Source organism: Candidatus Nanopelagicales bacterium (assembly GCA_018003655.1).
Classification (GTDB): domain Bacteria; phylum Actinomycetota; class Actinomycetes; order S36-B12; family UBA10799; genus JAGNDY01.
Genome location: JAGNDY010000012.1, coordinates 1 through 13590 on the forward strand (window position 1 = coordinate 1; position 13590 = coordinate 13590).

Here is a 13590-nt window from a genome sequence, read left to right on the forward strand (position 1 = left end):
TCTTCGTGGACGGATCCAGCGTCGGAGACCTTACTGAATCGTCGCTGAAGGACAGGCGGATCCTCGGTGAGGAGGGCTTCGTGTCGATTTTCATTGCCGTCGATGTGGATGCCTGCAAAGTCGTGGCGGGCCCGTTGATCCAGGCGCGTGGATTTGCCGAGACCGACGACGTGTTCGACGATGTCATCCCGCAGGTTCGCGATCGCGTCGAGCAGGCACTCGCCGACGACGTGGTCGATCCCCACCAACTCCAGCAGGTGGTTCGCCGTGTGGTCGGTAAGTGGGTGAGCGCGACCCATCGTCGCCGACCGATGATCGTGCCGGTCGTCGTGGACGCCTGACTCGGCCGGAATCGTGGCGGCGACACGCACCGGAGTTCTCCCGAGCCGCGTGCGTGCGCGGTTAGGGTTCGAACATGGCGACCCGTACGCCCACCTCAACTTCCCGGTCCAAGAGTTCTGGCTCCGGCTCTTCCGCGCGCCGTTCTTCTCGATCCGGCGGTGGAACCAATCGCAGCAGTGGTTCGCGCAGCAGTAGCAACTCACGCCGCGGCGGCTCGAAGTCATCGAAGGCGAACACATCGCGATCCAAGCAGCCGCAGCGCACACACAAGCCGAATCCCGCGATGCTCGTTCTTATCGCCTTGGCGCGGGGTTTGCGAGCAATCTGGATGGCCACTGCGCACGGACTCGGTGGTAGCGCCAGGGCGTTCGGCCCCAGCGACCCTGATCTGTTACCGGCGCAACGGCGAGACGGCACCGGGTTGTTCTTCCTTGTCGCGGCGCTGGTGGTCGCGGCAGTGTCCTGGTTCGGCCTCGCTGGCATCGTCGGCGCTGTCGTGGAAGCCCTCACAGCCGGCCTCATCGGCGGGCTGTCCATGGTGCTGCCGTTCCTTTTCCTGTGGATCTCGTGGCGTTCGTTGCGCACACCGACGGCTCGCCTGCCCCGGACCGTGTTCACCGGGTGGGTGGTTACCGGAGTCGCTGCCTGCGCGCTCTGGCAGGTATTAGCTGGCGCGCCCGTGCCCAGTGACGGTGTCGCCGCCATGCGGGGTGCAGGCGGCTGGATCGGCTGGCTCGCGACCGCGCCAGTGGTTGCCCTGATGGGCTCAGTGCTGACCGGGCTGCTGGCGACTGCGGCCTTGGCGGTCGGAATCATCATGATCACCGGCACGCCGTTCTCCGAAGTCATGTCGCGCACGCGCGAGATTTTCCGCGGTGGGCCATCGGACGAGGACGAGTACGACGACCCGACGATCGACGATCATCATCCCGTTCAGGCGAGCGGAGAGGGCCAGCCCAGCAAGCAGGGCAAGGCGAAGAAGGCTGGCAGATTCGGATTGGCAGCCCGACTCGGACTCTCCCGCCCGGAGCCCGCCGAGCCGATCGATCTGGTTGGGAACGAGCCCTTCGCCGCGGTCGTCACCGGGGCAGCGGGAGCCGACCAATCAGGCGGTCACGCGACTGTTGGCACAGATCAGGAGCCAGGCTCGGCCGACGTGGCATCGACTATGACCGACATCGCACCTGTTGGGGCGAACGCGCATCCTAAACCGCGAGCAGAGCAGCTGTCTTTGGCCGGCGACATCATGTATCAGTTGCCCAGCGCCACCATCCTCAAGGCCGGTGCCGCGCCCAAGTCGGCGACCAAAGCCAACGACCGCGTGGTCGAGGCATTGACCGGCGTGCTCGAGCAGTTCGAGATCGACGCGCGTGTCACTGGATTCACCCGCGGCCCGACCGTCACCCGGTACGAGGTGGAGCTCGGTCAAGGAGTCAAGGTCGAGCGCGTCACCGCGCTGAGCAAGAACATCTCCTACGCTGTGGCCAGTGCCGAGGTCCGCATCCTGTCCCCGATCCCGGGCAAGTCCGCCATCGGTATCGAGATCCCGAACTCCGACCGCGAGCTCGTGAGTCTGGGCGATGTGCTCCGCAGCGGTGCCGCGACGTCGGATCACCACCCGATGGTTGTTGCCCTCGGCAAGGATGTCGAAGGCGGTTTCGTGTGCGCCAACCTGGCAAAGATGCCGCACCTATTGGTCGCCGGTGCGACCGGCGCCGGAAAGTCGAGCTGCATCAATTCGCTCATCACTTCCGTGCTGATCCGGGCGACCCCCGACGAGGTTCGGCTCATCCTGGTTGACCCCAAGCGCGTCGAATTGACGATTTATGAGGGCGTCCCACACCTCATCACGCCCATCATCACCAACCCGAAGAAGGCCGCCGACGCGCTGCAGTGGGTCGTCAAGGAGATGGAGATTCGGTACAACGATCTCTCCGACTTTGGGTTCCGACACATCGATGACTTCAACAAGGCTGTCCGTGCTGGCGCGGTCAAGCAGTTGCCCGGTGTCGAACGGGAACTGGCCCCGTACCCGTACTTGCTCATCGTCGTGGACGAGTTGGCGGATCTGATGATGGTGGCACCGCGCGATGTTGAGGACTCGGTCGTCCGGATCACTCAGCTTGCCCGAGCCGCTGGCATCCATCTGGTCCTCGCAACGCAGCGCCCGAGCGTCGACGTCGTGACGGGTCTGATCAAGGCAAATGTCCCGAGTCGCCTCGCATTCGCCACTTCCAGCCTGGCCGACAGCCGGGTGATTCTCGACCAGGCTGGCGCCGAGAAACTCGTTGGTCAGGGTGATGGTCTATTCCTGCCGATGGGGACGAGTAAGTCAATCCGGGTTCAGGGCGCGTTTGTGACCGAGGCGGAGATCCGATCCGTCGTCGAGCATTGCAAGAAGCAACTGAAACCGGAGTACCGCGACGACGTCTTGGCCACAGCCACCGTCACTGCCGCGACACCGGAAGACATCGGTGATGATCTCGATGTCCTGCTGCAAGCGGCCGAATTGGTCGTCAGCACCCAGTTCGGCTCCACGTCGATGCTGCAACGCAAACTGAAGGTCGGTTTCGCCAAAGCGGGCCGACTGATGGACTTGATGGAGTCCCGAGGAATCGTCGGGCCGTCGGAGGGTTCAAAGGCTCGCGATGTGCTCGTCGGGCCGGACGACCTGCCAGCCGTACTTGCCGATCTGCGTGGGGAGTCCTAGGCCCTCGAGCCAGACACCTACCCTGGGAGCATGTCGCAACGCCGGGTAGCCATGGTCACCTTGGGCTGTGCGCGCAACGACGTCGACTCCGATGAGCTCGCCGGCCGTCTACTTGCGGACGGCTGGACCGTCGTTGACGATCCCGACGACGCCGACGCGGTGTTGGTCAATACCTGCGGGTTCGTTGAGGCGGCCAAGAAGGATTCGATCGACACGGTTCTCGGCCTGCAGGACGGTTCCCGAAGCGTCGTAGCCGTTGGTTGCCTGGCAGAGCGATACGGCGACGAGCTGGCGCAAGCACTGCCGGAGGCCAACGCGGTCTTGGGCTTCGACGCGTACCCGGAGATCTCAGCGCAGTTGGCTGCCGTGGTGGCCGGTGAGCAACTGCCCTCGCACACACCGCGAGACCGACGCAAACTCCTACCGATCTCGCCGGTGGATCGCCAGGATTCGCAGGCGCAGGTACCGGGCCATTCACCGCAACGGATCCGACTCGAGACCGGACCGATCGCGTCGCTGAAGATCGCCTCGGGCTGTGACCGAAGGTGCAGCTTCTGCGCGATCCCATCGTTTCGGGGATCATTCGTATCGCGACGTTCGGGCGACGTCCTCACCGAAGCGCGCGCGCTGGTATCCGACGGCGTGCGTGAGTTGAACCTGGTGAGCGAGAACTCCACCTCCTACGGCAAAGACCTCGGTGATCTGCGACTGCTTGAGACGTTGTTGCCCGAGCTCGCTGGTCTGCACCCGGATCTGCGCATCCGACTCGCCTATCTGCAACCGGCCGAAATGCGGCCGGGCTTGGTGGACGTCATGACGTCAACGACGGGAGTTGCACGGTACTTCGACCTATCGTTCCAGCACGCGAGCCCGCAGGTGCTGCGCAGCATGAAGCGCTTTGGTGGGATCGATGATTTTCTGGCTCTGGTCGCACAGATCCGAGTCAGTGCTCCCGACGCGGGGCTACGGACCAATGTGATCGTTGGATTCCCTGGGGAAACCGAAGCCGATCTGCTGATCTTGGAGGACTTCCTGGAGAAGGCGTCGCTGGATGCGATAGGCGTCTTCGGATACTCCAACGAAGACGGAACCACCGCCATGAAACTGCCCGATCACCACGATCAGGCGACGGTGGACCAACGAGTTGCCCGGATCTCGGAACTTGTCGAGAACCTGATGGACGAGCGAGCCCACGAGCGGGTTGGCTCAGTTGTCTCGGTATTGGTTGAGCGCTTCGATGCGCAGGGTCAAGCGGTCGGCCGAGCCGAGCACCAGGGGCCAGAGGACGGCGATGTCACCATCGTTTCGCCGAGTCGCTCGCGCATCGGAGAGGTCATTCATGCCAGGGTTTCCTCTGCAGAGGGGGTAGACCTGTTCGCGACGGAGGTAGACGAGTGACCACTGGTGATCCTCGTCCCGTCCCAACCAAGAAACCCGTCCGTGAGCTACTAGCTCCAAAACCCGATCCGGTAAGCCACCCGACGTCAACGTCGCGGTTGGCAAACGTCCCCAATGCGCTCACGGCATTGCGGCTACTGCTGGTCATTCCCTTCTCGTGGCTGTTGTTCACCGGTGGTGACAGCAATGGTTCGCGAACGGCGGCAGCGATCATCTTCGTCATTGCTTCGGTCACCGACTACCTGGACGGGGCGCTCGCTCGCAAGTACGACTTGGTCACCAACTTTGGCAAGATTGCCGACCCGATAGCCGACAAGGCCCTGACAGGTGTTGCTCTTATCGGCCTCAGTTATCTGCACGACCTGCCGTGGTGGGTGACGATCGTCATCCTGTTCCGGGAGATAGCCGTCACAGCACTGCGTTTCTGGGTCATTCGCCACGGAGTCATAGCCGCGAGCCACGGCGGAAAGGCCAAGACCGCCACGCTGATCTTGGCGATCCTCATGTATCTGTTACCGCTGACCGGTTTCCTGGCAGACCTTCGGGTCTGGGTGTTGGGACTGGCGGTCATCCTGTCGGTGGTGACCGGGATCGACTACCTGGTGCGGGCGATCTTGCTACGGCAGAACTCCGAGCGGACGAAGATGAAGCGGGCGACTGCGAGTCGACAACGAGAAAGGGCCTGAACTGTGGCTGGTTTGCGCTCACGAGTCTCCCGCGTCCGGCGAAAAAAGCTCGGCGAGGACACCAGGGACGCTCAACAACAGCGCACGAAACTGAAAAACTCTGGTCTTGTGGACTTGGAGTGGTTCACCGCATTGACCAGCAGGTCGTTTATTTCGGTTGAAGCCGCGATCGATTTCTACCTCGACCAGCCGCAGCCGCGGCCCGCGTTGAGTCCGTGGATGCAGACAGCGCCCGAGACGTCGAAGCTTGGCAAGGGCGGGGATCCCTTGCTGAACTTCCTGGCAAAGTCCGGCCGATTCGCGCATTTCCCCTTCCTCGACAGGCGCCAGTTGGCCGTGGCCGAGGGAGTAAAGCGGCCGTGGTTGGCGGCTATCAGGGACATCGGTTCCGATGACCTGATGCCGGTCCATGGCGACTGGGTTGGGCCCGTCCCAACCTACGGTCAATGGCGCGAAGCGATGATTGCGGCAGCTCAGCGCGTTGCGGCTCAGCGAGGCCCGCAGGTGCCATCGCAACAACCAGACCGATCGTCCCCGCGCACACTCGGCGAGGTTTCACCGCAGACTTCACCTGTGCCGGACGGCGACGAATGGGAGTCTGAGCTCCGAGCGAGGCACGAGGTGGATTGGCAAGCCGTCGCCGACGTGCAGGCGAATCGAGTCAACGGTCGAGTCTCGGTCGTGATCCCTACGTTCAACGACTGGAAGATGACCGTAGCGGCAGTTAGGTCGGTGCTGAGGTTCTCAGCGGGGACCGATGTCGAGGTAGTCGTCGTTGACAACGGCAGCGAACCAAACTGCAGCTTGGTTCTCGCCGGTGCGTTGTCGTTCGATCCACGGATCAAGCTAATCCGCCAGCCGATCAACCTGAACTTCGCGCTCGGCTCGAACGTCGGGTTTGCCGAGTCATCCGGCCAGACAGTGGTCTTCCTCAACAACGACACCGATGTTCGGGCAGGTTGGCTCGACGCGTTGGTCGACGGGCTAGCCGACTCAGATGTGCGCGGGGTGCAGCCGTTGCTGTTGTATCCCGACGAGACGATTCAGTCCGCTGGCACGATTCTGCCCGATTGCGGCGGATTGCCCAGCCACTTCCTCGTCGGCTTCCCGGCCGATGATGCCTACGCCCTCGAGACCATCGAGTGCTCAGTCGTCACGGCCGCGGCACTTGCTATGCGCGCGAGCGAGGTGACCGCGTTGCGCGGCTTTGACACGGCGTATATCAACGGTTGGGAGGACGTCGATCTCTGCTTGCGGGCGCTGGAACGGTGGGGTGGGCACTTTGAGGTGACCTCGTCGTCAGTCGTCGTGCACCACGAGAGCAAGACACCCGGTAGGGGCAAGCATATTGCTGCGAACCGGACGCTCTTCACCCAACGGTGGGCCGGCCGGATGCCACCGGCGGACGCAGTTGCGCACTGGCGCAGTGCTGGTTTGGATGTGGCTCGCTGGGATCCTGGGGCGAGCGTCTCGCCGGGCGCGGGACGGGCGCCGGCACCAGTTCTTGTGCGGCCGGAATCTGTGGTTCTCGATGGGCGGGCCGCAGGGCTGCCCTCCCTGCGCTGGGCGATCAAAATTGCTGCTTGGCCAGGTCCACGGGGGGAGCATTGGGGCGACGTCCATTTTGCCGCCGATCTGGCTCGGTCGCTGCGGCGCCTCGGCCAGGAGGTCGTCGTGGATCCGCGGACCAGCACTCAGCGACCCACCAGCGGCCTTGATGACGTGGTCCTCGTCCTGCGTGGGCTCGACGAGGTCGACCCACAGCCAGGGCGGGTCAACATGATGTGGGTGATCAGCCATCCGGACATGGTCACGCCCACAGAGTTGGCCCGATTCGATATCTGCTTCGCTGCGGGAGCACCGTGGGCGCAGCAGATGACCGACGAGGGCGACATCCCTGTTCGCACATTGCTGCAGGCGACTGACCCCGAACGGTTCCATCCCGGGGTGGCTGAGCCGGATACCGGTGAGGCTGTGCTCTTCGTCGGGGGATCGCGCCGACAGATGCGTCCGATCGTGCGGGACTCGATCGCGGCTCACGTTGATCTGGCTGTGTACGGCGGAGGATGGCGGGGAGAGTACGAACTGCCTACCGGAGTTCTACGCGCCGAGTACCTGCCCAATCAGGTCGTTCCAGCGGCCTATCGTTCGGCCGGCGTCGTTCTGTCTGATCATTGGGCCGACATGGCCGAGGCCGGGTTTCTTTCCAACCGGCTCTTCGACGCCGTCGGCGCGGGCGCGCGGGTCATCTCCGATGACGTTCCCGGGATTGAGGACGTGTTCGGCGATGCCGTAGCGATCTACCGAACCGTTGACGATCTGGAGCGCCTCTGCTCGCCGAAAGGTCGGTCAACGCTACCTAGTGAGGAGCAGCTGCAGGTCGCGGCGCAGACCGTACGGCGAGAGCACTCGTTCGATGCCAGGGCGTGGGAGTTGCTCAACGCCGCAGTACTGGCACGCGGGTAGTGCCGTGGTGGCCGTTTGTTTGTTGCCGCGAACACACTGCGCTGGGCGACAGGTGCGTCGCGCGGTTCAGAAGCGATTGCGGTCTCGTTGACCGCTAGCGGTCAACTTGGATGGTAAGAACGAGGCAGCACGCCGACTCAGCCTGTATGCCCTGCTCCGCTTGATCTTGCGGAGTTCCCTCCTGGCCTGCTTGCGAGCTTGGACCGCCCGCTTTCTGGCGCGGACCGCGCGCCGGCGACGATCCTGCAATTCCTGGACCGTTTCGTTGCGTTCGCGGTCGATGGCTGCGAATTGAAGTGCCAGGGGCCGCAACTTCTCAACTTCAACTGCGGTAATCGCGTGGTCGTTCGTCGGGTCAAGGATCGGGAAGAGGAGGTCGGGGCGAATCGCGTTGTCACCCAACAGCGTTAACGCTTCCGGTATCGACGTCTCTAGTCGGTACCTGTCCAACGGGATTCCGGCTTCGATCTCGGAGGCAGTCGGATGCCGCAGCACATATGAGTGCAGCAACCGCTCCTGCTGGTAGCTGCGATAATCCATCATTCCGTGATGGTTCGGGCTGGGCTGCAGGTCAGGATTGGCCGCATACGCCAGGCCAGCATTGATGACTTTGCGCTCCAGTTGCTCGTAGGAACGCCACGGCAGGTGGAGGACCTCGATGGAGTCCGAGGTGACCTGGACCGAACGCTCTGCCTGGACAAAGTGATTTCCTTGCGCGACCGTCACATCTGCACGACCACGATGGAAGGTGTCGCTGGTCGGGTGCGCAAACAAGCCCACGGTGAGTAGTTGCTCAATCGACCGTTGGTCTCGCCACACTAGGCGCCGGACGCCGTTTCCCGAGTAAGCCGGTGGGCCGACCAGGTTAACGACTGGCACGGTGACGGCGTCCACCTCGCTGGGAAGTTCGGCTAACGCATCAACAAGTCGGTTTGAACGGTTGGTTGCGAACCAAAACTCGTCAGCATCGGCGTTCAAGACCCAGTCGGCATTGTGTTCGGCGAACGCGCGCCGGGCCATCTTGGTAACAACTTCGTGCTGTTGTTTGCGGTGTATCGGGTCATGGTGGAGTTCGAGAATTCCGGCTCCTTGGTAGGCACTCAGGATCTCGGTGGTGCCATCAACTGAGGCATTGTCAGTTGCGATGATCAGGTCGACGCCCTGGGCCAGGTGGTGTTCAATCATTGCCGCAATGATGTCCGCCTCATCGCGCACCATCATGGTCATGACGACCTTCATCGCGGGAACCCGTTCTGTGGATGCGCGACGGTTCCCGGGTGGAACCCGCTGCTGCAGTCACATCCAGAATACCCACCGGCCGTCTTGGTCGCCGGGAGCGCAGGTGAGTAGAGCCGTGATCAGTTGAACCCAGACCGGCACAGCCAGAGGGCAATTGCGGACAGTCGCTTAGCATGTCCTGATCTACTTTGTTTGACTTTGCTTGGGCCGGGAGAGACCGATCTTCCAGCCGAATAGGGAAGGTTCCTGCATGGATCGCGTCGACAAAGTCTTTGCTTTTGCAGATCGATCCGGTCGTGGTTTGGAGTTTGGGCCGTCGTATCGGCCGCTGGCACCCAAGTCGGCCGGCTTCGATGTTGTGACTGTTGATCACACCACCCGCGAGGAGTTGGTCAAGAAATACCGAGCCTACGAGCGAACGCAGGAGCAGCTTGACGCGATCGAGGAGGTGGACCTGATTTGGGATGGCGGGAGCTTTGCGGACCTAGTCGACGAGAAATTCGACTTCATCATCGCCTCGCATTTCATTGAACACACGGTCGACATGATCGGCTTCCTGCAGGACTGCGAGCGCATGCTGAAGCCAGGTGGGGTTCTGACGTTGGTGGTGCCAGACAAGCGGTTCTGCTTCGACATGTTCCAACCATTGACCACGGTGGGTGATGTGATTGACGGGCACCTCAGTGACCTGCAATACCACCCCGCCGGGGCCGTTGTGGACCACTTCGCGTACACCAGCACTCGTGGCGGCACGGGCGCATGGGGTCCCAAATCACGAGCACCCATCAAACTCAATGAGACGGACCTCGCACCATCTACCTACAAAGTCGAGCGTGGAAGCGAGCAAGCTGAATACATCGACGTCCACCGGTGGAAGTTCACGCCCTCGTCGTTCACACTGTTAATGCAAGACCTGCGGGATTTGGGGTACCTGCAGATGGCAGAGGCTGGTGGCTTCGGCACCACCGGTTGCGAGTTCTTCGTGACCCTCACGACAGATGCCAGGAAAATTGAACGGCGCGACCGATTCGAGCTCCTACTCAAGACCGAGTTTGAGCTTCGCAGTGTGCGAATCCCCGAACTCGACTCACTGGATATCAACCCGAACCCACAGACCACACGGATCGCTCGCCTACAGAAGAAGGTCGCCCAACTAAAGGAGGAGAATCGCGAACTGAAGCGGTCGACCTCGTGGCGGGTGACTAAACCAATACGCAAGGCGTCCAAGGCCGCGAAGTCCGCGCGCAGACGCGTCTCGGGCTGAAGGCGATCGCAGGGTCACAGCGCCGCGCCGAACCGCAGCCAACTCCGTTGGCTCGTGCCTTTGAGTTAGTCCCCTCGTGCTTTTCGGAGGGGCTTGGTAATCCGCCAACTACGGCGTCGTTTCATCGACCCCAGCTCAGTCGCGATCCGCTTGCGAGATTCTTGAGCACGTTCGAGCTTTTCCTTCAGCGCGGTATTGTTCGCGTGGGCATTTGCCAGCCGATTGGATGTCTGTCGTAGCTCCCGCCTGGTCAGCATCAGCTCCCGATTCTGGGAACGAATCATCTCGGCCTGCGCCGCCACTACATCGGAAAGGCCCTCCCAGGTCTTCGTCGGGTCAGGTGTCTCGTAGGTCAGGTTGCTGCTGCTGGCCTGTCGCTTTGCCAGATCCGCGCGCTTTGGCGTCAATCCCGGTTGGCCCCCGTCGGGTAATGCCAGGCGATAGGTCAACTCCATCAACTTGTATCGGGCGAACCCTTCGAAGAAGTCGGAATCGGTAATCGCGTCTGAACTAGTCACTTGATTCTCCTTGTTCCTCAGTCGGAGCGGATTGTTGCTTGTCCGTCAAGTCTCGCAATTGACTCATGGCCGAGCCGAGAACCGCAGGGTCGAGGTGCCAGCTGCCGATCCACGCTGCTCGAGCGGGCTGTCCATCGGTCCCCCGCTGCTTGTCATCGGGGTCACCTTCAACGATGTTCAGCTCGGCTCTGCCCATCCCGGCGCAAAGAGGGTCCAAGGGGTTGGGATTCAGTCGACTGCGCAACACGGTCATCTGCGTTCCCGGTGCGGCGAACATCACCAGGTGCATGGCGCTGCCGACTTCGCCGGAAATGGCGCGCGCACTATGGATGATCTGAATCTGTTCTGCTAGCGGCATGGTCTCGGGTGAGACGATTGAGTAGCCCGCCGCCGCCATAGTCGCGTCGACATCCGCTCGGTTGACGAGGTGACGGGGTGTGTTCGCTTCGTCTTGGTGCACTTGCTTGCGGGACAGATGTATCAGTTCGCCTCGTGACCGGCTGCCCTGGTTCAGAGCGTTCGCGCGCATGTTGGCGAAGACGTTGATCCGATCTGCATCGAAGCTGGTTCCCTGCCTTGCGGTCGTCGCCAGGTAGAGCTCGCGGACTAGGACGTTTTCCCTTTCCGGAATCCGCACGATCGGCCGACCGATGATCCCTGCCATTTCGAGAAGGCCCTCGAGGGCGGCCGACATGGTGGAACTGGCAACGAACGGCACGTCCCGATCGAGGACTGCGTGCAATAGCGCTGCCCTTGGCAATACGTCCAGTAGACAGTGACCGAAAACCCAATCGCCGGCTTGGCCGATCCACGCGCCGGAATCCAACGTGTCGGCTGGATCATCTGCGAACGTCGGCCAAAGAAAGGCGGCGTGGGCCTCCACGTCAACAGCGGCATGCCAAGCCGAGCCGGTGGGCCAAACCATGCCCGGCAGCATTGCCCCAGAACGACTGACACATCGTCCATCAACGACGCGGAAAGCCAGACCAGGAACAGGTGTCGGAGCCGCCGGAACCTCTGCGCTACGCCAAATCCCGTTGCCGCGGTCGTAGCGGCGAGCGATTGGCGGCCCGACAACTGAGGTGGTTGCTGGCGCGTCGTGGATGAGCGTCACACCAGCGGGTAGTGATTGATCGACTGCCCAGTTCTCCAGACTCCACATTGATGAAGCCCCGACCGGTGTGATCACGTGATGACAATACAAACGTGTTGGTCGTGTTCGGCGGCTGCACGAAATTGACATGCGGAATATGGCGCCCTTTGGCCGCCAGCTTGGTTGACACCAAGTCGGGTCACTGCAGCCCCGAGCGGTACTCCGCGCAGGCTTCGTAGGTTGGGAGCAGTCCGCCAGACGCGGCCTCGCTAAGGCTCGGCGCTTGAGCATCCTTGGGTGACAACAGCGGCTCCACGTCGGACGGCCAGTCAATGCCGATCTCTGGATCGAGCGGATTGATGCCGTGTTCCCGGCTGGGGGCGTATGGCGTGCTACAGAGGTAGAGAACGGTTGATTGATCTTCCAGCGCGAGGAATACATGCCCAAGGCCCTCGTTGAGGTAGAGGGCGCAGCGATTGTCAGGATCGAGTCGAACTGTCTCCCACTGACCAAACGTGGGCGAGCCAACCCGAACGTCCACGGCAACATCGAGCACGGCACCAGTCACGCAGGTGACGTATTTGGCCTGACCGGGTGGGACGTCAGCAAAGTGAATGCCGCGCATCGAGCCGCGCGTCGACACCGAGCAGTTCGCCTGCGCTAGATGTAGGCCATGGCCGACGGTGGGTGCAAACACGTCCTCCTTGAACCATTCCAGGAAGTATCCGCGCGAGTCCTCATGTCTCTTGGGTTGCATGAGGTAAGCACCCTCGATCGACAGGGGTGTCAGTTCCATGGTTGCTCCTTGCGGATTGGTGCGCGTCTGAGTACCTGCTTGCATGGTTCCACACGCGTCCCGTCGCCCGGCGAAACCGCGGCGCGGAACAAGTAGCCTGCGGTGTGCGCCGGGCGAAGTGGTGGGAGTGATGATCTATGACGAGCCAGACACGCGTTGTCGAGCTGATCGCGGAGCTGACTTCGCGCGGCCAGACCGTCGCCGTGGCGGAGTCGCTGACTGGTGGTCTGCTGGCAGCGGCGTTGACGCAGGTCCCTGGTGCTTCCGCCTGCGTGCGCGGTGGAATTGTCGCCTACGCCACCGACCTGAAAGCACACCTGCTCGGCGTGCCCACAGAGCTGCTGGAGCAGCGCGGACCGGTCGACCCCGAAGTCGCCAAGGCCATGGCGCGCGGTGTCGCGGCCCTATGCGGCACCGGCATGGGTATCGCGACGACTGGAGTGGCCGGACCCGATCCCCAGGGCACGGCACCGGTCGGTCTGGTCTACATCGCCACGTACCTCGCCGGCGATGGAACCGAGCAAGTCGAACAATGCAGGTTCAACGGGTCACGTGACCAGATCCGAACCGCCGTTGTCGAACGCGCGGTTGAACTGGCGCTGGCCAGATTTCAGTGAGGTGAACATTGGGTCATGCCCGAGCAAATCGGCAGGAATCTTTGAGCGCGTCGTGGTGTTATTGCTGCCAATGGAATCCAGCTTCGCTCGAACCGGTCTCGGGGTAATCGCCTCGACGTCGCCGAGCGGCCCGGGGTACCGTTGGAGTTCACTTCAGGACGGAGGGCGCAAATGATCGTTTTGCGAAGCGTGATTGGCAGTCAATTGCGCCGGGAACGGCTTGATCAGGGCCGCACCCTGCGCGAGGTGTCATCTCAAGCTCGGGTGTCGCTCGGATACTTGTCAGAGGTGGAACGCGGGCAGAAAGAAGCGTCGAGCGAGTTGTTGGCCGCTATCTGTGGTGCCCTCGACGTGCCGTTGTCCCAAGTGCTGCGTTCGGTCAGTTCCGAGGTTGCCACGCACGAGGCTGAGGTGCGGCCCAAGACCAAGCCCGCGCTCTCTGTCGCCTAACCGCGCAGTCG

13 protein-coding genes are annotated in these 13590 nt (G+C 62.3%); 8 read left to right on the top strand and 5 right to left on the bottom strand.

Annotation, left to right across the window (positions count from 1 at the left end):
- The coding region (locus tag KAZ48_03570) for an RNase J family beta-CASP ribonuclease (GenBank protein ID MBP7971855.1) at positions 1–341 on the top strand (341 nt) is incomplete at its 5' end.
- 61 nt (positions 342–402) lie between these two features.
- On the opposite strand, the gene KAZ48_03575 is transcribed toward KAZ48_03570, so the two are convergent.
- The gene (locus KAZ48_03575) at positions 403–678 is read right to left on the bottom strand and encodes a hypothetical protein (protein MBP7971856.1); all 276 of its coding nucleotides are present in this window, start codon (positions 676–678) and stop codon (positions 403–405) included.
- Between KAZ48_03575 and KAZ48_03580 the strand changes: the two genes are divergently transcribed.
- From KAZ48_03580 to KAZ48_03595, 4 genes are all read left to right on the top strand, one after another.
- Positions 671–3052, top strand: coding sequence for a DNA translocase FtsK (locus KAZ48_03580; protein ID MBP7971857.1), 2382 nt, complete (start codon positions 671–673; stop codon positions 3050–3052). The two genes, KAZ48_03575 and KAZ48_03580, sit on opposite strands and share 8 nt — an antisense overlap.
- 30 nt (positions 3053–3082) lie before the next feature.
- Entirely contained in the window at positions 3083–4450 is a 1368-nt protein-coding gene (gene rimO, locus KAZ48_03585; protein MBP7971858.1) for a 30S ribosomal protein S12 methylthiotransferase RimO, read from the top strand.
- Entirely contained in the window at positions 4447–5136 is a 690-nt protein-coding gene (gene pgsA / locus KAZ48_03590; protein MBP7971859.1) for a CDP-diacylglycerol--glycerol-3-phosphate 3-phosphatidyltransferase, read from the top strand. The genes rimO and pgsA overlap by 4 nt, the downstream gene beginning before the upstream one ends.
- 108 nt (positions 5137–5244) lie before the next feature.
- The gene (locus KAZ48_03595; protein MBP7971860.1) at positions 5245–7602 is read left to right on the top strand and encodes a glycosyltransferase; all 2358 of its coding nucleotides are present in this window, start codon (positions 5245–5247) and stop codon (positions 7600–7602) included.
- Positions 7603–7668: 66 nt separating this feature from the next.
- On the opposite strand, the gene KAZ48_03600 is transcribed toward KAZ48_03595, so the two are convergent.
- The gene (locus KAZ48_03600; protein ID MBP7971861.1) at positions 7669–8841 is read right to left on the bottom strand and encodes a glycosyltransferase family 2 protein; all 1173 of its coding nucleotides are present in this window, start codon (positions 8839–8841) and stop codon (positions 7669–7671) included.
- A 250-nt stretch (positions 8842–9091) separates the two neighbouring features.
- Between KAZ48_03600 and KAZ48_03605 the strand changes: the two genes are divergently transcribed.
- Complete coding sequence (locus KAZ48_03605; protein MBP7971862.1) at positions 9092–10105, top strand: methyltransferase domain-containing protein; 1014 nt, start codon at positions 9092–9094, stop codon at positions 10103–10105.
- 65 nt (positions 10106–10170) lie between these two features.
- On the opposite strand, the gene KAZ48_03610 is transcribed toward KAZ48_03605, so the two are convergent.
- From KAZ48_03610 to rfbC, 3 genes are all read right to left on the bottom strand, one after another.
- The gene (locus KAZ48_03610) at positions 10171–10623 is read right to left on the bottom strand and encodes a hypothetical protein (GenBank protein ID MBP7971863.1); all 453 of its coding nucleotides are present in this window, start codon (positions 10621–10623) and stop codon (positions 10171–10173) included.
- Positions 10616–11812: a glycosyltransferase family 61 protein gene (locus KAZ48_03615; GenBank protein ID MBP7971864.1), complete on the bottom strand. Its 1197-nt coding sequence runs from the start codon at positions 11810–11812 to the stop codon at positions 10616–10618. The genes KAZ48_03610 and KAZ48_03615 overlap by 8 nt, the downstream gene beginning before the upstream one ends.
- A gap of 103 nt (positions 11813–11915) precedes the next feature.
- Positions 11916–12512, bottom strand: a complete 597-nt coding sequence (rfbC, locus tag KAZ48_03620) for a dTDP-4-dehydrorhamnose 3,5-epimerase (protein MBP7971865.1) — start codon at positions 12510–12512, stop codon at positions 11916–11918.
- Positions 12513–12649: 137 nt separating this feature from the next.
- Here rfbC and KAZ48_03625 point away from each other — a divergent pair, with 137 nt between their 5' ends.
- Positions 12650–13129: a CinA family protein gene (locus tag KAZ48_03625; GenBank protein ID MBP7971866.1), complete on the top strand. Its 480-nt coding sequence runs from the start codon at positions 12650–12652 to the stop codon at positions 13127–13129.
- A gap of 171 nt (positions 13130–13300) precedes the next feature.
- Positions 13301–13579 (top strand): helix-turn-helix transcriptional regulator, encoded by a 279-nt coding sequence (locus KAZ48_03630; protein MBP7971867.1) that lies wholly within the window; start codon positions 13301–13303, stop codon positions 13577–13579.
- The last annotated feature ends 11 nt before the right edge of the window (positions 13580–13590 follow it).